The organism is Rhodococcus sp. NPDC127593 (genome assembly GCF_042671975.1).
GTDB lineage: Bacteria > Actinomycetota > Actinomycetes > Mycobacteriales > Mycobacteriaceae > Rhodococcus_F.
Map to the genome: position 1 here is coordinate 103,276 of NZ_JBHXWI010000025.1, position 17,843 is coordinate 121,118.

Consider the following 17,843-nt stretch of genomic DNA (forward strand, 5'->3'; position numbering starts at 1 on the left):
GGATCACACCGTCAATGCCGAATCCGCCCAATTCAGGCGGGACGGTATCCCACCAGGTTGAGCGCGTAGACGCCGTACGAGTCCGCGACCGCCTGCACGGACAGCGGCCCGTCCGGCCGATACCACAGGGCGATTCCCGCGCACATGGTCAGCACGGCGGTCACCGCCTGGTGAACATGGGGGACGTCGAAGTCGCCGCCGGCCACGCCCGCCTCCGCGATGGTGACGAACAGGTGCTCCTGCGCATCGCGCGAGCCCACGACCCGTTTGCGATCGACCTCGTCGAGATAGCGCAGTTCGGTGTTGGCCACGAGGCACGCGCGCTGATTGCGTGCGGTGTACAGCGAATGCGCGACCACCGCGGCCGTCCACTGCTCCGCCGGCGCGGAGCCCGCCCTCCGCAGGGCCGTCCGGGTGGCGGTGAACTGCTCGTCACTGGCCGACCGCAGAATCTCGACCAGGAGTTCGTCCTTGTTCTCGAAATGGTTGTACACATTGGCGGCACTGCAGCCCGCACGCTTGGCGATGGTGCGCATGGTCGCCGCATGAAACCCGGCCGTGTAGAACTCCTCCAGCGCCGCGTCCAGAATCCGCTGCCGAACCGGGGCAATCACCGCACCACTTGACCGAGTGTTCACCCCTCGGAGGGTAGGTGCCGCGTGCGGCGCGGGCAACACACCCACCGGAAAATGCAGTTCACCAGCCTCCCCTCGCGTCGACCGAGGTGAACCGTGCACGGTGTTGACCGTCGGCATGACGTCCGTTATGGTCCACATCACGTGAACGGTTGTTAATGACTGGTTCGCACATTCCGCTCATCACACCGTGGAGGTATGCCACCTTGAGCACCCTCGAAGACCGAATCCGCCGCCTCGAAGACCTGGAGGCCATCCGGTACCTCGACGCGCAGTACTGCCGCCATCTCGACGACGGCAACTGGGACGCCCTGATGGATCTGTTCACCGACGACGGCGAATTCGACGGGCTGTCCAACCCGAAGGGCAAGGGCGAGATGCGGGCGTTCTTCGCCGGCCTCGCCCCCGGTGGGCTCACCGCGTTCTGGCACTTCATCACCAACCTGGAGATTCATCTCGACGGCGACCGCGCCACCGTCCGCTCGTTCCTGTGGCAACCCTGCGTATCCGACGGCAATGCCTCCATCGCCGCCGGCCGCTACACGGACGAGGCCGTCAAAGTCGACGGTCGCTGGTTTTATCGCGTCAAGCAAGTGCGCTTCCACTACTTCGGTCCGCTCGCGGAGGGCTGGGACGAGAACCAGTTCGCCCTCGACTCGGCGCGACGTGCGGCGGTGAACGCGTGACCACCGACTCTCCTACCACCGCGGCGAGCGCAGCCGTCTGGTCACCGATTCTCGCGTTGCCGGAGTTCGTCGAACTGCGGCGACGACGCCGGGCCGTCACCACCGGACTCGGCCTGATCGCGATCGCATTGTTCTCGGGCTTCCTCGTCGGATTCGCCTACTTCCCCGAATTCCTCGGTGCCAACACGGCGTTCGGCATTCCGCTGTCGCTGTGGGTGGTGTTCTCCCAGTTCGCCGGCACCTGGGTGCTCGTATTCGCGTACTTCCGGCTCTCCCGCACCTACATCCAACCCGCCGCCGATGCCGCCGTCCTGGCCATCGCGCAACGTGATCAGGAGCATGCCTCATGACCGGCGACGCCGATTTCCTCGCCATCGGCATCTGTGCCGCCGTCATCTCGCTCACGCTGTGGGTGACGTTCGCCGCGTCGCGCCGAAGCCGTAGCGCCACCGGGTTCTTCGCTGCGGGACGCTCGATCACCGGCTGGCAGAACGGTTTCGCGATCGCCGGTGAATTCATCTCCGCCGGCAGTTTCCTGGGCACCACGGGGTTGATCTTCTACAAGGGCGTCGACGGCGCCGTCATCCTGTGCACGTCCGTGGTCTCCTTCCTCCCGGTTCTCTTCCTCCTCGCCGAGAAGATGCGAAACGTCGGAAAGTTCACTCTCGCGGATGTTCTGGTGTTCCGGACCGGCGCACGGCGCGTCCGGGTGGTGGTTGCGCTCTCCACCATCGTCACCGGCACGTTCGTGCTGCTCGCCCAGCTCGTGGCGGCGGGCGTCCTGCTCGAGTCCGTCTCGGGGATCCCGTTCGGTCTGTCCGTCGTGGTGGCCGGTTCGCTCATGGGCATCTACGTCTTCGTCGGCGGAATGCTGGCGACCACGTGGGTTCAGGTGATCAAGTCGTCCATTCTGTCGATCCTGGCGATCGTGGTGTGCCTCGGGATCCTCGCGAAGTTCGGCTTCAGCGTCCCCGGCATGCTCGGGGCGGCAACCTCGAACGCGTCGGCCGGCGATGCGATCCTCTCGCCGGGCCTGATCTTCGGACAGACCGGTGCGATCAACCTGATCTCGTACTCGCTGGCGTTCGCGCTCGGCACGGCCGGTATGGCACACATCCTGATCCGCTTCTTCACCGTCCCCGAGGCCGCGACGGCGCGAAAGTCGCTCGGCTGGACCGTCGCGCTGTGCAGCATCTTCTACCTGATCGTCATCGTCATGGGCTTCGGCACCGCAGCACTTCTCGGTCCCGACGGGGCGGATCGTGTCGGCGCCGGCGGCAATCTCGCGGCACCCACGCTGGTCACGGAGCTCGGCGGAGGCGTCGGCACCATCGGTGGATCGATCGCGCTGGCCATGGTGGCGGCCGTCGCATTCGCCAGCATCGTCGCCGTCGTCGCGGGCGTCGTGATCTCGGCTGCGGGAACGTTCGCCCACGACGTGTGGCCCACCCTCACCCGCCGGAAGTCCGCCGACGCCGGCACGGAGACGGCGGATGCCCGCGAGGCGAAGGTCGCCCGGTACGCGGCGGTCGCGTTCAGCGTCGTCGCGATCGGACTGACGATGGCAATTGGCGACACCACGAACATCACCTACTTCATGGGAATGGCCTTCATGGTCGCCGGCAGTGCGCACCTGCCCAGCCTGCTGCTCAGTCTCAACTGGCGCCGGTTCAACAGCACGGGCGCCGTGTGGGGCATCTCGGTGGGATTGACCTCCACCGTGGTCAGCCTGATGTTCACGGAGGCGCTCTGGCTGGGTAGTGGTCCGGCGCCGCTCACCATTCAGTTGCCGGTGATCATCACGATGCCGCTCGGGCTGGCCGCCGCCGTGATCGGCTCCCTCGCCGGCGAACGCCTTCGCGGACGGCCGGCGGATCGAGACGAGAAGTTCGCCGAGATGCTGGTGCGTGCCGAGACCGGTATAGGCGCGGAACTCGCCGAGAAGCACTAGGTTTCACGCTCGACCGGTGCCCTCGCCTTCACGGCGGGGGCACCGTCCGTGAGGTGTGTCCGCCGCGACCCTGGACAGTGTTTGTACCTATCGGTACAGTCTGTACTGAAAGGTACAACACCCTCCCCGAAGGAGCGCACACCATGTCCGTTCGCCCACCCGTCCCCCCGTTCACACTCGACACCGCGATCGCGAAGGTTCGCGCCGCCGAGGACGGCTGGAATTCCCGTGTCCGGAGAAGGTCGCGCAGGCTTACACCGAGGACAGTTGGTGGCGCAATCGGTCCACCTTTCTGCAGGGACGCCGCGAGATCGTCGACTTCCTCGCCGGGAAGTGGGACCGCGAGCTGGCATACCGTCTGATCAAGGAGCTGTGGGCGCACGACGGGAATCGGATCGCAGTCCGGTTCGCGTACGAGTTCCACAACACGGACGGGCAGTGGTTCCGCGCGTACGGAAACGAGAACTGGCAGTTCGACGAGAACGGTCTGATGCGGTGGCGCCACGCCAGCATCAACGACCTGCCGATCGACGAATCCGACCGCAAGTTCTTCTGGGACATGTCCGGCGTGCGACCGTCGGATCATTCCGGGCTGAGCGATCTCGGACTCTAGGAGAAGTCATGCCCCGAGCGGTAGCCGAGCGCGGCGACGTCGTCCCCGTGCTGGCCGAGGTGTTCCGATCCCACGGGTTCGACGGCGCGAGCCTGGCCGTCATCACCGAGCACACCGGGCTCGGCAAAGGCAGCCTGTACAACTTCTTCCCCCGCGGCAAGGACGAGATGGCCGAGGCCGTCCTCGACGAGGTCGACACCTGGTTCCAGACCGCCGTGTACCGGCCGCTGCATGGGTCCGAGCCCGCCGCCGCCCGTCTCGAGCGGATGTTCGACGACGTCGAGACGTACTTCCGGTCGGGTCGCCGAATCTGTCTGTTCGGCGCGTTCGCGCTCGGCCTCGAGCGTGACCGCTTCGCCCACCGGGTCCGCGCCTACTTCACCGACTGGGTCGATTCCCTCGCCGGCGCCCTCTCCGACGCCGGCCACGGCAGGCAGTCGCGTCCACTCGCCGAGGAGGTCGTCGCCGGGATCCAGGGCGCACTGGTCCTGGCGCGCGCCCTGGACGACCCCGACAGCTTCACCCGCATCCTCACCCGGCTCCGCCGCGCGGTCGGGGATCCGACGGAATCGCGCGCGTAGGATTCGTCACGGAATGCGTCAACTCGAGAAGTGAGGCAGCCGTGATCTTCATCGTCGTCAACTTCACCGTGAAACCGGACCACGCAGACGGCTGGCTCGACCTGGTGCAGCCGTTCACCGAGGCGACCCGAAACGAACCGGGCAACCTGTGGTTCTACTGGTCGCGCGCGGTGGAGGATCCGAACCTGTACGTCCTCGTCGAAGCGTTCCGCGACGACGACGCCGCCGTCGCCCACGTGCAGAGCGAGCATTTCCAGAACGCCCTGCGCGAGCTGAAGCCCGCCCTCGCGCAGACACCGCGGATCATCAACACCAAGATCGACGGCACCGAGTGGTCGCTGATGGGTGAACTCGAAGTCGACTGACCCCGTCCGGCTCCACCCTGAAGTCGCGTGCACCGCGCGTTAGCCTGAACACGTGGCTTCCGATTTCACCGAACTCGACGCAGTGATCTTCGACTTCTCCGGCACGCTGTTCCGGCTGGAGGAGGACGACAGCTGGATGGCCGGCCTCACCGACCACGAAGGTGAACCGTTCGACCTCCACCAGCAGGCCGAGCTGATGCGGCGCATGACGGCACCGGTCGGTCAGACCGTCGAGATGGACGCCGCCGAGCACCACGCGTGGACCAACCGCGACCTCGACCCTCGGTTCCACCGGCAGGCGTACCTCGACGTTCTGCGCAAGTCCGGGGTCGCGCACGAGGACCAGGCGGTCGGGCTGTACGAGCGGCTGATCGACCCGGGATGCTGGAGCGCATACCCCGACACCGCGGAAGTGCTTGCGTCACTGAAGGACCGTGGAATCAAGGTCGCGGTGCTGAGCAACATCCCATTCGACATCCGACCCGCGTTCGCGGATCTGGGAGTCGAGCATCTGGTCGACGAGTTCGTGCTGTCGTTCGAGGTGGGTGCGATCAAACCGGACCCGAAGATCTTCGAGCACGCCCTCGCCGCACTCGATTCCGCACCCGAACGGACTCTGATGGTCGGCGACAGCGAGGAAGCCGACGGTGCGGCACGAAAGGTGGGCTGCGCGTTCGCACTCGTCGAACCCGTTCCCCTCGCCGAGCGCCCCGACGGTCTCCGTAATGCGCTCAGTGCCTTCGGCCTGTGAGTACTTATTAACTACGGGCGGTTAATAAGTACTCACGGGCGCGAAGCGCGGCCGGTGACGAGGGGCAGGTCGAGTGCGGTCACCAGCCCGGGCTTCGCCTCGACCACTGCGGGCACCGAATTCACCAGCCGCATCGCGGTGACGATCATCCCCGACACGTTGTGGTCGCCGTGCTCGCCATGGTGGTTGAACTCGACGGTCATCACGGGCTCGCCCGTGATGTCGATGCGGTAGCACCCGTCGCCGCGAGTGGGTTTCGGCCAGTCCGGTTTCTGTTCGGGGTGGGTGCGGGTGACGTGCTCGAGGACCACGCGCGGCACCCCGTCGACCGTGCCAACGACTTCGAACCGCACCGCCGCCGCGGTTCCCTTCGCGATGTGGCACGACAGAATGTCCAGGTCCTCCTCGGCGGGGATGCGTTCGAACTTCTCCACCAACGGTTCGTCGAGCGTCAGGCCCAGTCCCGCGGCGATCTGGCGGACGACGCTCCCCCACGCCAGCGACAGCACGCCCGGCTGGAACAGCATCGGCGTCTCCTCGACTGGTTTGCCGAAACCGAAGATGTCGCTCATCACCACCGGCTGGTAGTAGGTGGAGTAGTCAGCGATCTCGGAGCATCGCACCTCGTCGATCCGCTGTGACAGGCTCGTCATGGCCAGCGGGAGAACGTCGTTCGCGAACCCGGGGTCGATGCCGTTCACGTGAAGACTCGCGCCTCCCTGTTCGCCGGCGGCGCGGATGCGGTCGACGAGTTCGTCCGGGACCACCCCGATCGGGTACTGCAACAGAACGGGTCCCGAGGACACGACGTTGATGCCGGCCTCGAGGAACGAGATCAGGTCCTCGATGGCGTCGAAGATGCGGTCGTCCGTCATCGCGGTGTGCACGATGCAGTCCGGTTTCAGGGCGAGAAGTACCGCCTTGTCGTCGGAGGCCTTCACACCGAGTTCTCTTCCGAGGCCCGCCAACTCCCCGGCGTCCTTCCCGACCTTCTCCGGGTTGGACACCCACACGCCGACCAGTTCGAGGTCGTCGCGGGCGTCGATCCCTGCGATGGCGTGACGCCCGACCGTACCGGTGGACCATTCGACGACGCGGTAGCTCATGAGTTCTCTCCGAGTTCCAGAAGTAGTACCCCTCCCGCGAATGTAACAGGTTCTAGTTTGCGCTGGTGCGCGATTGCAGAACAGTTCGCGAGGCACAATGCGGGTGTGCCGGATCTGGAACTGCCGACGAACCTCGTGCGAGAAATGACCGAGCTCGACGCGCCGCGCCGAACGTGGCTGGCCGACCTCCCCGCCGTCGTCGAGACGGTGAGTCGGGAGTGGTCGCTGGAGGTCGGTCGCCCGTTCCAGCCCGGCGGCGTGACGTCCTGGACGGCACCCGCACGCACCGCCGCCGGTGAACGCGTAGTGCTGAAGGTCGGCTGGCGACACGACGAGGCGCTGCACGAGGCGGACGGACTCGCGGCGTGGAACGGCGACGGCGCCGTCCGACTGCTCGCCCACCACGTGCTCGACCACACCACGGCGCTGCTCCTCGAAGCCTGCGAACCCGGCACCCCGCTGTCCGACATCCGGCCACCCGAGGAACAGGACGTCGTGATCGCCGGGTTGCTGCGCAGGCTGTGGATCGAACCAGCCGCCGACAGCCCGTTCCGCCCACTCACCAGCATGTGTGACGTGTGGGCCGACGAGTTTCGAGGAGAAACTCACACGCGCACCGCACTTGGATCCGGGCCTCGCGCGAACCGGCATGGAACTGTTCCGCGAACTACCGCGGACGGCAACTCAGTCGCGGCTACTGTGCACGGACCTTCACCCCGACAACGTACTGTCCGCCCGCCACGTCGCCGCCATGCTTCGCCCGTGAGTACTTATTAACCACGGGCGGTAAATAAGTACTCACGGGCCCCGATCTGCACCAGCCTCGCTTCCACCGCACGCATCTAAGCTGGGGCGATGAGCGAAGCCGGCGCGCAGCGAGTGGGTGTTCTCGACGTCGTGGCCTTCGCCTGTGAGATCGCGATGCTGGCCCTGCTCGCCGTCGCGGGTTGGTCGCTCGCGAACTCGACGGTCGTTCAGGTGGTTCTCGCGACGCTCCTCCCGGTGGCTGCGGCCATGCTCTGGGGCGTCGCCATGGCACCGAAATCGCGTCGGCGACTACGCAACCCAGCTCGACTGTTCGCCCAGACCGCGCTGTTCGCGGGGACCGGCGTCCTCGTCGCACTCGCCGGTCGCCCATGGTGGGGGCTGGTCTTCGCCGTCGTTGCGACAGCAACGTTCGCGGCGCGCTCGCGGACGCCGGAGTAGACGACTACCAGCGATACCCGAGCAGGCCGAGGACGAATTCGAGCCAGTCGGGAAGTCCAGGGTCGCGGAACATCGAGGGCCTCCTCAGCACGGCGAAACGGTGTCGAACTCTCTATCGGCAGCGAAGACCCCGGCGTTAGAGCGCTGCACGTCGTGGGATTTACAAATCTTCATATTTGTCTAGACCCTGGATCCAAGTGCGTGTACTGTCCAAATAAGAGTGAGCTGGTTCATACCGGCACGGCTACTGGACGAGGAGGTTCGGATCGTGACGACGTCGAATATCGGCAGGATGGCAGGAGAGGCACCACCGGAAGTGTGGCGTGACCGCAAGCGCTACCTGCGGTTGATGGGATTGATTCCCCCGACCGCACTGTTCCTCGCTGCGGGGCTCGTGTGGGCCTTCAACCAACTCGGATGGTCGGCGGCAGCTCCGGTGTGGTGGTGGATCGGCGCCCTGCTGTTGTTCGGACTGCTTCCGCTCCTCGACCGGTTCTTCGGGCCCGACGGCCAGAACCCTCCCGAGGAAGTGATGGAGCAGCTCGAGAACGACAGGTACTACCGGTACTGCACCTACGTGTTCATCCCGTTCCAGCTGGCGAGCCTGGTCTTCGCGTGCTACCTCTGGTCGGCGGACAACCTCTCCTGGCTCGGCATCGACGGCGGCCTCGGACTGGTGTCGAAGATCGGCGTCGCGTTCAGCGTCGCCGTCATGGGCGGCATCGGCATCAACACCGCACACGAGATGGGTCACAAGAAGACCGAACTCGAACGGTGGCTGGCCAAGATCACTCTCGCACAGACCTTCTACGGCCACTTCTACATCGAGCACAACCGGGGCCACCACGTCCGGGTCGCCACACCGGAGGACCCGGCGAGTTCACGGTTCGGAGAAAGCTTCTGGACGTTCCTGCCCCGCAGCGTCTGGGGAAGCCTGAAGTCCTCCTGGGAGCTCGAGAAGACGCGGATGCAGCGACTCGGCAAGAGCACCTGGAGCATTCACAACGACGTGCTCAATGCCTGGCTCATGTCGGTGGTGCTGTTCGGTGCGCTCATCGCCCTATTCGGTCCGGTCGTCATCCCGTTCCTGATCATTCAGGCCGTCTACGGTTTCTCTCTCCTCGAGACGGTCAACTACCTCGAGCACTACGGCTTGATGCGTCAGAAGACCGCCAGCGGCCGCTACGAGCGCTGCGCTCCCGCACACAGCTGGAACTCCGACCACATCGTGACCAACATCTTCCTGTACCACCTGCAGCGCCACAGTGACCATCACGCGAACCCCACCCGGCGGTATCAGACGCTCCGGAGCATGGACGGCGCCCCCAACCTGCCCAGCGGCTACGCCAGCATGATCACGCTCGCCTATTTCCCGCCGCTCTGGCGCAAGGTGATGGATCACCGCGTGCTCGGCCACTACGACGGCGACATCACCCGTGTGAACATCCAACCCGGCAAGCGCGAGAAGGTGCTGGCCAAGTACAGCGGCGGGGTTCGGTGATGGCCGCCTACCAATGCCCGGTCTGCGACTACGTCTACGACGAGGCGTCCGGCGCCCCGCGTGAGGGATTCCCCGCCGGCACCGCCTGGGCCGATGTGCCCGACGAATGGTGCTGCCCCGACTGCGGGGTCCGCGAAAAGATCGATTTCGACCCGAAGGTGGCGTGACATGAGTACCGATTTCAAGCTTTACCGCTGCGTCCAATGCGGATTCGAATACGACGAGGCCGAGGGCTGGCCGGAGGACGGCATCGAGCCCGGCACCAGGTGGGACGACATTCCCGAGGACTGGTCGTGCCCGGACTGCGAGGCCGCCAAGGCGGACTTCGACATGGTCGAGGTCAGCCGGGTATGAGTCCTTCCACGGAACTGTCGACGGTTGTCATCGTCGGGTCCGGCATCGCCGGGGCGAGCGCTGCGATGACACTCCGCTCGGAAGGGTTCACCGGGCGCATCGTCCTGATCGGCGAAGAACCCGCGGGGCCGTATCGACGTCCGACGGTGTCGAAGGACCTGCTGTCGGGTGCCATGTCCACGGAGAAGACCGCGCTGAAGCCGGACTCCTTCTGGAAGGAAAGAGATATCGAATTGGTTACCGGTACAACGGCAGTCGACCTCGATACCGGGCGGAAGTCGCTGACGCTCTCCTCCGGAGAAACACTGCCGTACAGCGCCCTGCTGCTCGCGACCGGTGGCCGGGCCCGAAAACTCGAGGGTGCCTCCGGTGCGCACGTCTTCACTCTGCGGTCGACGGCCGACGCCGATTCCCTGCGCGAGTCGATTCGACGCACCGGTTCCCTGCTCGTGATCGGCGGGGGACTCATCGGATGTGAGGTCGCGGCCACGGCGCGGTCACTCGGCGCGGAGGTCACCGTCCTCGAACGGGACCCGTCGCTCCTCAGTCGAATTGTGCCCCCGGAAATCTCGACGATGATCGCTTCGCTGCACTCCGAGAACGACGTCGACGTCTGCACGGATGTCGCACTGTCGTCGCTCGACGTGAGTGACGACGGCTCCGCCCGCGCCACGGCGGACGACGGTCGTAGCTGGAGTGCCGGCACCGTCCTCGTCTCGGTCGGCACCGTCCCCGAGGTGACGCTCGCGGTCGCGGCGGGACTGCGCGTTCACAACGGCATCACCGTCGATGGGCAGTTTCGCACCTCGACCGACGGCGTCTACGCGGCCGGAGACGCGGCGAACATCCCCGGTGCGCGTGACGACGAGCGATACCGTTCCGAACACTGGAACGGCGCTCAGGCACAAGGGATTGCCGCCGCGCGCTCCATCCTCGGGAAGCCCATGCCGTTCACCGACGTTCCATGGGGGTGGTCCACGCAATACGGCCACACCGTGCAGTTCGCCGGCGCGACCCGATTCGACGACGACTACGTGATCCGCGGTTCGATCGCCGATCGCGATTTCACGGCGGTCGCGGTGCGTAAGGACACGCCGGTCGGGGTCATCTCCGTGGGCCGCCCGAAAGACCTCCGCACCGTGCGCACGATGATCGCCCAGGGCCGTCGGGTCGACCGTACCGCGTTGGCGGACGAATCGGTTGCTCTTACCGCCGACGAACGGGAAGGCCGGGTCGCGGCCGCCCGCTAGCATCGAGGTCATGTCCGAAGACGACCGCACCGAGCGACGGAGTCGATACCGGCTGGCCGCAACGTCGCTGATGCGGGAGACAACCCTCGATGCGCTCCGGGAACTGCTGCTCGAACGTCCATGGCCGACAATCACCATGACCGACGTCGCGGGCGCCGCGGGGCTGAGCAGGCAGACGATCTACAAAGAGTTCCGATCGCGGCGCGGCCTGGCGGAGGGGTACGCACTTCGGCTGACCGACAGCCTCGTCACCGTCATCGAATCCGCTCTGTACGAGAACCCCGGCGACGCGACAACTGCTCTGCGACACGGATATGCAACGTTCTTCGAACTCAGCGGAGCCGATCCCCTGGTGATGTCGCTGCACCAGGGGAAGGCACCCGAAGATCTGCTGCGCCTGATCACGACGGACAGCAACATCATCATCCGGCCCGCGGCCGAACGGCTCGCACAGACGTTGCAACGGTCGTGGGTGAACTCGTCCCCGGACGACGCGGGCATCATCGCGCACGCCATCGTCCGTCTCGCCTTGAGCTTCATCGCCAACCCACCCGAAGACACCGCGGCGGCGTCGGCGAACACCGCCCGACTGTTCGCACCGTTCGTTGCGGCTCCGCCACCCGTGAGTACTTATTAACCGCCCGACGTTAATAAGTACTCACGGGGGCGTCAGCCCAAAGGGGTGCCGACATAGTTCTCGGCGATGAGTGTGCGACCGGCGACGGACCGGGTGACCATGTCGAGTTCGGCGACCTGCCGCTTGTGGCCGAATCCGGTGTCGTCGGGGAGTCGGTGCAGCATCGAGGACATCCACCAGGAGAAGTGCTGGGTCCGCCACACGCGCGGGAGGACGCTGTCGGTGTAGCCCTCGAGCCCGGCCCGACTGCGGGTGGTGAAGTACTCGGCCATCGCCTTGGACAGGAAATACACGTCGGCGATCGCCAGGTTCATGCCCTTCGCGCCGGTGGGGGGCACGGTGTGGGCGGCGTCGCCGGCGAGGAAGAGGTTGCCGTGCTGCATGGGCTCGCACAGGAAGCTGCGGAACTGCAGGATCGACTTCTGGAAGATCTTGCCGTCCTTGATCTCCGCGCCTTCACCGTCGACGCGGGCGTGCAGTTCCGACCAGATGCGGTCGTCGGACCAGTTGTCGACGGAGTCGTCCGGGTCGACCTGCAGGTAGTGCCGCTGGACCTCCGGGGTGCGGGTGCTGATGAGCGCGAAGCCGCGCGGGTGGTTGGCGTAGATCAGTTCCTCGGACGACGGCGGGGCCTCGGCGAGGATGCCGAACCAGGCGAACGGGTACTGACGGAAGTGGTCGGTGCGGACGGTGGTCTCGGGGATGAGACCGCGGGTCGTGGTCCGCGATCCGTCGCAGCCGGCGACGAGCGCGCAGGTGAGCGTCTGCTCGTTGCCGTCGGCGTCGGCGTAGGTGATCTTCGGGTTATCGGACGTGTGGCCCAGAACCTGCACGTCGGAGACGCCGAAGCGGATGTCACCGTCGTCTTCGAGACGCCGGGCGATGAGGTCCTTGAGGACCTCGTGCTGCGGGTAGACGGTGACGGCGCGGCCGCCCGTCAGTTCGTCGAAGTCGATGCGGTGGCCGCGTCCGCCGAACCGCAGTTCGATGCCGTGGTGGGTGAGTCCCTCACGCTTGAGGCGGTCGCCGAGTCCGGTGTCGACCATCAGGTCGACGGTGTTCTGTTCGAGCACACCGGCCCGGATGGTGCCCTCCACCTCCTCGCGGGTGCGGCTTTCGAGCACGACGGAATCGATGCCCTTCAGGTGCAGGAGATGGGACAACATCAGTCCTGCGGGACCCCCGCCGACGATCCCGACCTGTGTGTTCATGAGCAGACTCCTCGCGTAGTTCGTGACACCAGTCACTGTCCTGCGGAGAAGCGGCCCGCAACACCCCCTCTTTCACTGAGTGAAAGATGAGCTACGCGACGCCGCGGGAAATGCCTCGCGCAGCCGCCCGCACCGCCGGGATCAGAGGCGCGGGATCCTTCTCCGCCGGAACCACGACGGACACCGCAGCCACCACCTCACCCGTCGACCGCGACACCGGCGCGGCCACGGCCAGCGTCCCGACGTTGAGGTGCTCACGGCACGTGACCCAACCGGTCCGGCGGATGTCGTCGAGGGTGCTGCGCAGGCGATGTTCGGTGGTGATGGTGGACGGGGTGAAGCGTTCGAGGCCGGCGGCGAGGACGGCGTCGAGCAGGTCCGTGCCACCGAACGCCAGCAGCACGAGGCCGCCGCTCGACGCGTGTAGCGGCAGCCGGCCCCCGGCCCTCCCGACGACCGTCACGGCGCCGCGCGCCGACAGCCGTTCGATGTAGAGCGCTTCCAGATCCTCCCGGACCACGAGTTGCACGTTCTCGCGCGTCGCCTCGTACAGGTCCTCGAGGTACGGCAGCGCCACCTGCCGGAGTCCGTGGGCGCGGGGCGCGAGCGCACCCAACTCCCACAGCCGCACCCCGATCTCGTAGTGCCCGTCGTCGACGCGTTCGAGGGCGCCGTTGTCGACCAGTTGACGGCACAGCCGGTGCACCGTCGGCAGCGGCAGTCCGGTGCGCCGGCTCAGCTCCGACTGCGACAGCCGAGGGCGCTCCGAGGTGAACGAACCCAGCACCAGGAAGGCGCGTCCCAGCATGCTGCGGTCGTCTTCGGACATGCCGCCAGTATCCCCGGTCACCACCAGCGGGTGGCCATGCCGATCTGCCGGTCGAGTTCGGGGACGAGACTCCGGACGTACGTCGCGGAGAGGTGATGCGAATCGTGGTACACGAGGATGTTTCCCTGCACGACGCGGCAGATCGCCACGTCACACACGGCATCCGTGAGGTCGAGTGGATACACCGAGGGCAGGTCGCGGGCCGCCTCGAGCGTGGGGTTGTCCGGTGCCAGCACGTCGTCGCGGGGCAATCCGCAGCTGTCGGCGTCGCCGCCGTCGGCCAGGCAGTCGACGGCCGAATACGGGACGCCGTCGCGGTGCAGCCACGGGGTGTCGCGAATGCCGAGGAACGGGAGCCCGAAGTCTGCGAGCCGCGCCCACAGGCCCACGTAGTCGTCGGGAGTGACGTCGCCGGCGCCCTCCTCGTTGGGCCGCGAGGACGTCGAGAACACCCAGTCCGGCCGGTGATCACGGAGACGGTCGAGGACGTCGCGGGACCAGTCGCCGCAGTCGGGATACGGCTCGCCGGCGAGCAGCGGAACGTCCGCGACGGTCAGCGGGCACCCCATCTTGAGATACGTCTCGACGCGGATACCGCGCTGTTGCCCGATGCGATCGAGCGCGGGCACCCAGTGCTCGGCGTGGGAACTGCCCACCACGGCGATCGTCCGGTCGGCGGTGAGGTCGCCGTACACGCAGGTGACGACGTCGCGGGTGCTCAGATCGGAGATGCAGCCGTCGAGGGTCGGCTGCGGAAGATCGCCCGGCGCCTCGAGCAGGGTGGGTCGCATGTCCGTGCGCGGCGCGAACGCGCCGTCGGTCAACGACGCCGCACCCGGGTACAGCCACGGGTCCAGCTCGCCGACCCGGGCGGTGGTCTCGGGGTTGCGGACGAGATACACGTGCCAGCCGGATGCGGTCCCCACGACGGCGACGCCGAGGATCGCGACCAGCGCGGTGAGCAACCGGCTCGGACGGGCAGACCCCGTCTGGAACCGCGCTTCGATCAGCCGCTGGGTGAGCCACGCCAGCACCAGCGACACGAGGATCACCGCGAGTCCGCCGAGCGCTCCGACCGCGGGCCGCTCCCGCCACGTGAGGTAGAAGATGAGGATCGGCCAGTGCCACAGGTACAGCGAATACGCCAGGCCACCGAGTTCGACGAACGGCCGCGACGCCATCATCGTCACGATCCCCGGCTGCTCGGAGGGACCGGCGCCCGCGAGGATGAGCGCCACCGCCGCGCCGACCGGGATCAGGGCCGCCGGGCCGGGGAACAGGGCCGCGCCGTCGACGAGGAATCCGCACCCGAGGACCACGGCGAATCCCGCGACGGCGAGGACCACGCGACACCACCGGGGCAGCGCGATGCGATGGAGGACGAGCGCGAGCAGCGCACCCGCGAGCAACTCCCACAGTCGCGCGAACGTGTCGAAGTACGCCCACGACTGCCGGTCCTGCGACAGCGCGGCCGCGTAGGTGAAGGACGCGACGAACCCCGCACCGAGCACACCGCCGAGGAGTGGACGCACGAGACCGGTCCGGCGGCGGCACGTCCACGCGATCCCGGCCACCACCGCGAGGGCGAGCAGATAGAACTGCCCCTGCACGGACATCGACCACAGGTGCTGAAGCGGACTGACCGACGAGTCGGCGGCGGCGTAGTCGGACGCCGTCCGGGCCAGCTGCCAGTTCTGCACGTACAGCAGCGACGCGAGGAGTTGGTCCGCGATCCCCGACCACTGCGTGAACGGCCGCTGGATCACGGTCACGACCGCGGTCGCGGCCGACACCACCACGAGCGCGGGCAGCAGCCGGCGGGCGGTGCGACGCAAGACGGCGGGAATCGACGGACCCGAGTCCGCGCCCACGCGTCGCACGAGCATGCCGGTGAAGAAGAACCCCGAGAGGACCAGGAAGATGTCGACGCCGCCGGACACCCGCCCGAACCACACGTGATAGACCACGACAAGCGCGATCGCGATTCCGCGCAGACCGTCGAGGTCGTACCGGTAGCCGCTCGCAGCCGACGGTGGCGCCGCGGCGTGGCTCGGACGGCTCGCAGCCACCTGGGGGTTGGGTCTCACAATCCGTCCTGGCTCATCGACTCGGTACCCGGTCGATTATCCACACGGGGTTTACCAAGCCTTGACCAACCCGTGGCGACATTGGGCGCACGCCCAGGGACGGCGGACCGCCAGGGTGTGGAGTGGCCGATGTTTGACAGGCAACTATGGCGCGCCACACAATGAGTCCGCGTATAGAACTTGAGTTCGCATTGCGAACGCCCCTTGCGAATCACCGCCGAATGTCGAGGACATCATGACCACTTCCCAACGAAGCGCCGCCCGCGCCTCCACCGCCCTCTGGGTCGCGCCCCTCTGCTGGGTGGCCGTGCTGCTCGACGGTTTCGACCTGGTCGTCCTCGGCGCCGTCATCCCTTCACTCCTCGACTACGAGGACTGGGGGCTGACCACCGGAACGATCACGTTCATCTCGACATTCGGCCTGGTCGGCATGACCATCGGCGCCCTGGTCATCGGCACGCTCACCGACGTCATCGGACGCCGGCGGGCCCTCCTCTTCGCCGTTGCGGCGTTCTCCGTCCTCACGCTCCTCTGCGCGGTGGCGCCCAACCCGTTCGTCTTCGGACTGTTCCGCTTCCTCGCGGGAGTCGGACTCGGCGGCGCGCTGCCGACCGCACTGGCCCTGGTCAACGAGTTCACGAAGAAACAGGGCGGCGGCTCCGCGTCGACGCTGCTGATGACCGGTTACCACGTGGGTGCCGTCGCGACGGCGGCGCTGGCGATCGTCCTGATCGAACCGTTCGGCTGGCGTTCGATGTTCGTCGTCGGCGCCCTGCCCGCAGTGATCCTGATTCCGCTGATGCTGCGGTACCTTCCCGAATCTCCCTCGTATCTGCTGGCGCACGGCAAGCGCGCCGAGGCCGAGGCCATCGCGAAGCAGTACGGCCTCGAACTGGAAGCGGCACCCGCCGCCGATGCTCCCGTTGCGGTCTCGGCCAACCCGGTGCGCGCCCTGTTCTCGCGTCCGTTCCTGCGCAACAGCATCGCCATCTGGGTCACCTCGTTCATGGGACTGCTGCTCGTCTACGGCCTCAACACGTGGCTGCCGACGATCATGCGCGAGGCGGGTTACAACCTGGGCGCGTCGCTGACATTCCTGCTGATCCTCAATGCCGGTGCGGTGGTCGGACTGCTGATCGCGGGCGGCGTCGCCAACAAGATCGGCCCGCGCACGGCAGCCATCATCTGGTTCGCGGGCGCCGCCGTGTTTCTCGCGCTGCTCAGCGTCAAGGTGTCGTTCGGCATCTACGCCCTGGTGTTCCTCGCCGGCTGCTTCGTGTTCAGCGCACAGGTTCTCGTCTACGCGTTCACGAGCGCCAACCACCCGCCGCAGATCCGTGCCACGGCTCTCGGCTGGTCGGCCGGCGTCGGCCGGGTGGGCGCGATCTGCGGTCCGATCCTCGGCGGTGTCCTGCTCGGCGCGGGCTACGCGGTTCCGTGGGGCTTCTACGCATTCGCCCTGGTAGGACTGTTCGGAGCGATCGCCATCTCGTCGACCCGGACGGTGCGCTGAACTCCTGACGGCCGTTCGATGAGTTTCGGGCGTGGGCGCGGTCTATATCGGCGAGGATGAATCGACGAGGACCTGCGAGAGGAACGTGCCATGAAACCGATCACCCCCTGCCTCTGGTTCGACACCGAAGGTGAAGAGGCCGCGAAGTTCTACACGTCCCTGTTTCCGAATTCGCGGATCACGGAGGTCACCCACTACGGTCCGAACACTCCCGGCCCGGAGGGACAGGTGCTGACGGTGTCCTTCGAGATCAACGGACAACCGTTCATCGCGCTCAACGGCGGCCCGCAGTTCACGTTCGACGAGGCCATCTCTTTCGAGATCCTCTGTAAGGATCAGGCGGAAGTGGACCGGTACTGGGACGCCCTCACCGGCGACGGCGGCGAGGAAAGCCAATGCGGTTGGGTCAAGGACCGTTTCGGCGTCTCCTGGCAGGTGGTCCCCGAGCGGCTGTACGAACTCATGCGCGACCCGGACACCGACAAGGCGCAGCGTGCCATGCAGGCCATGCTGAAGATGCGCAAACTCGACGTCGCCGAACTCGAGAAGGCGTTCGAGCAGGCGTGA

Annotated in this window: 20 protein-coding genes and 1 pseudogene; 16 read left to right on the top strand and 5 right to left on the bottom strand. The window is 66.7% G+C overall.

Annotated features, from left to right (window positions below; genetic code table 11):
• Positions 1-32: 32 nt before the first annotated feature.
• Positions 33-614 carry a TetR/AcrR family transcriptional regulator gene (locus tag ACFVJ3_RS23660; protein ID WP_378454394.1) on the bottom strand — a complete coding sequence of 194 codons (582 nt, stop codon included), beginning with the start codon at positions 612-614 and terminating at the stop codon, positions 33-35.
• A 227-nt stretch (positions 615-841) separates the two neighbouring features.
• On the opposite strand from ACFVJ3_RS23660, the gene ACFVJ3_RS23665 reads away from it, so the two are divergent.
• The 7 genes and pseudogenes from ACFVJ3_RS23665 (at position 842) to ACFVJ3_RS23695 (ending at position 5,582) form a co-directional block, all read left to right on the top strand.
• Positions 842-1,321: a nuclear transport factor 2 family protein gene (locus tag ACFVJ3_RS23665; RefSeq protein WP_378454352.1), complete on the top strand. Its 480-nt coding sequence runs from the start codon at positions 842-844 to the stop codon at positions 1,319-1,321.
• Positions 1,318-1,671, top strand: coding sequence for a DUF485 domain-containing protein (locus ACFVJ3_RS23670; RefSeq protein ID WP_378454353.1), 354 nt, complete (start codon positions 1,318-1,320; stop codon positions 1,669-1,671). Before ACFVJ3_RS23665 ends, ACFVJ3_RS23670 begins: the two co-directional genes overlap by 4 nt.
• Positions 1,668-3,272 carry a cation acetate symporter gene (locus tag ACFVJ3_RS23675; protein ID WP_378454354.1) on the top strand — a complete coding sequence of 535 codons (1,605 nt, stop codon included), beginning with the start codon at positions 1,668-1,670 and terminating at the stop codon, positions 3,270-3,272. Before ACFVJ3_RS23670 ends, ACFVJ3_RS23675 begins: the two co-directional genes overlap by 4 nt.
• A 143-nt stretch (positions 3,273-3,415) precedes the next feature.
• Positions 3,416-3,885, top strand: a pseudogene (locus ACFVJ3_RS23680) (DUF1348 family protein).
• 8 nt (positions 3,886-3,893) lie between these two features.
• Positions 3,894-4,466: a TetR family transcriptional regulator gene (locus tag ACFVJ3_RS23685; protein WP_378454355.1), complete on the top strand. Its 573-nt coding sequence runs from the start codon at positions 3,894-3,896 to the stop codon at positions 4,464-4,466.
• A 41-nt stretch (positions 4,467-4,507) separates the two neighbouring features.
• A complete protein-coding gene (locus ACFVJ3_RS23690; protein WP_378454356.1) occupies positions 4,508-4,831 on the top strand; it encodes a putative quinol monooxygenase in 324 nt (107 codons plus the stop codon).
• A 52-nt stretch (positions 4,832-4,883) separates the two neighbouring features.
• Positions 4,884-5,582 carry an HAD family hydrolase gene (locus ACFVJ3_RS23695; protein ID WP_378454357.1) on the top strand — a complete coding sequence of 233 codons (699 nt, stop codon included), beginning with the start codon at positions 4,884-4,886 and terminating at the stop codon, positions 5,580-5,582.
• Between the two features lie 32 nt (positions 5,583-5,614).
• Here ACFVJ3_RS23695 and ACFVJ3_RS23700 read toward each other — a convergent pair whose 3' ends face one another.
• Complete coding sequence (locus ACFVJ3_RS23700) at positions 5,615-6,688, bottom strand: diacylglycerol kinase (RefSeq protein ID WP_378454358.1); 1,074 nt, start codon at positions 6,686-6,688, stop codon at positions 5,615-5,617.
• Positions 6,689-6,793: 105 nt separating this feature from the next.
• Here ACFVJ3_RS23700 and ACFVJ3_RS23705 point away from each other — a divergent pair, with 105 nt between their 5' ends.
• From ACFVJ3_RS23705 to ACFVJ3_RS23735, 7 genes are all read left to right on the top strand, one after another.
• Positions 6,794-7,465 carry an aminoglycoside phosphotransferase family protein gene (locus tag ACFVJ3_RS23705; protein ID WP_378454359.1) on the top strand — a complete coding sequence of 224 codons (672 nt, stop codon included), beginning with the start codon at positions 6,794-6,796 and terminating at the stop codon, positions 7,463-7,465.
• Positions 7,466-7,543: 78 nt separating this feature from the next.
• On the top strand, positions 7,544-7,894 hold the full coding sequence (locus ACFVJ3_RS23710; RefSeq protein ID WP_378454360.1) for a YrdB family protein: 351 nt from the start codon (positions 7,544-7,546) through the stop codon (positions 7,892-7,894).
• A 268-nt stretch (positions 7,895-8,162) separates the two neighbouring features.
• Positions 8,163-9,395 carry an alkane 1-monooxygenase gene (locus ACFVJ3_RS23715; protein ID WP_378454361.1) on the top strand — a complete coding sequence of 411 codons (1,233 nt, stop codon included), beginning with the start codon at positions 8,163-8,165 and terminating at the stop codon, positions 9,393-9,395.
• Positions 9,395-9,562 (top strand): rubredoxin, encoded by a 168-nt coding sequence (locus tag ACFVJ3_RS23720; protein ID WP_378454362.1) that lies wholly within the window; start codon positions 9,395-9,397, stop codon positions 9,560-9,562. Before ACFVJ3_RS23715 ends, ACFVJ3_RS23720 begins: the two co-directional genes overlap by 1 nt.
• Position 9,563: 1 nt before the next feature.
• Positions 9,564-9,749: a rubredoxin gene (locus ACFVJ3_RS23725; protein WP_378454363.1), complete on the top strand. Its 186-nt coding sequence runs from the start codon at positions 9,564-9,566 to the stop codon at positions 9,747-9,749.
• Positions 9,746-10,999, top strand: a complete 1,254-nt coding sequence (locus tag ACFVJ3_RS23730) for an NAD(P)/FAD-dependent oxidoreductase (protein ID WP_378454364.1) — start codon at positions 9,746-9,748, stop codon at positions 10,997-10,999. Before ACFVJ3_RS23725 ends, ACFVJ3_RS23730 begins: the two co-directional genes overlap by 4 nt.
• 10 nt (positions 11,000-11,009) lie before the next feature.
• A complete protein-coding gene (locus tag ACFVJ3_RS23735) occupies positions 11,010-11,636 on the top strand; it encodes a TetR family transcriptional regulator (RefSeq protein WP_378454365.1) in 627 nt (208 codons plus the stop codon).
• Positions 11,637-11,668: 32 nt separating this feature from the next.
• On the opposite strand, the gene ACFVJ3_RS23740 is transcribed toward ACFVJ3_RS23735, so the two are convergent.
• The 3 genes from ACFVJ3_RS23740 to ACFVJ3_RS23750 form a co-directional block, all read right to left on the bottom strand.
• Positions 11,669-12,847, bottom strand: coding sequence for a 4-hydroxybenzoate 3-monooxygenase (locus tag ACFVJ3_RS23740; protein ID WP_378454366.1), 1,179 nt, complete (start codon positions 12,845-12,847; stop codon positions 11,669-11,671).
• Between the two features lie 91 nt (positions 12,848-12,938).
• Positions 12,939-13,676 carry an IclR family transcriptional regulator gene (locus ACFVJ3_RS23745; RefSeq protein WP_378454367.1) on the bottom strand — a complete coding sequence of 246 codons (738 nt, stop codon included), beginning with the start codon at positions 13,674-13,676 and terminating at the stop codon, positions 12,939-12,941.
• 17 nt (positions 13,677-13,693) lie between these two features.
• Positions 13,694-15,763, bottom strand: coding sequence for an acyltransferase family protein (locus tag ACFVJ3_RS23750; protein WP_378454368.1), 2,070 nt, complete (start codon positions 15,761-15,763; stop codon positions 13,694-13,696).
• A 235-nt stretch (positions 15,764-15,998) separates the two neighbouring features.
• Here ACFVJ3_RS23750 and ACFVJ3_RS23755 point away from each other — a divergent pair, with 235 nt between their 5' ends.
• Both ACFVJ3_RS23755 and ACFVJ3_RS23760 read left to right on the top strand, forming a co-directional pair.
• Complete coding sequence (locus ACFVJ3_RS23755; RefSeq protein ID WP_378454369.1) at positions 15,999-17,276, top strand: MFS transporter; 1,278 nt, start codon at positions 15,999-16,001, stop codon at positions 17,274-17,276.
• A gap of 90 nt (positions 17,277-17,366) precedes the next feature.
• The gene (locus ACFVJ3_RS23760) at positions 17,367-17,843 is read left to right on the top strand and encodes a VOC family protein (protein ID WP_378454370.1); all 477 of its coding nucleotides are present in this window, start codon (positions 17,367-17,369) and stop codon (positions 17,841-17,843) included.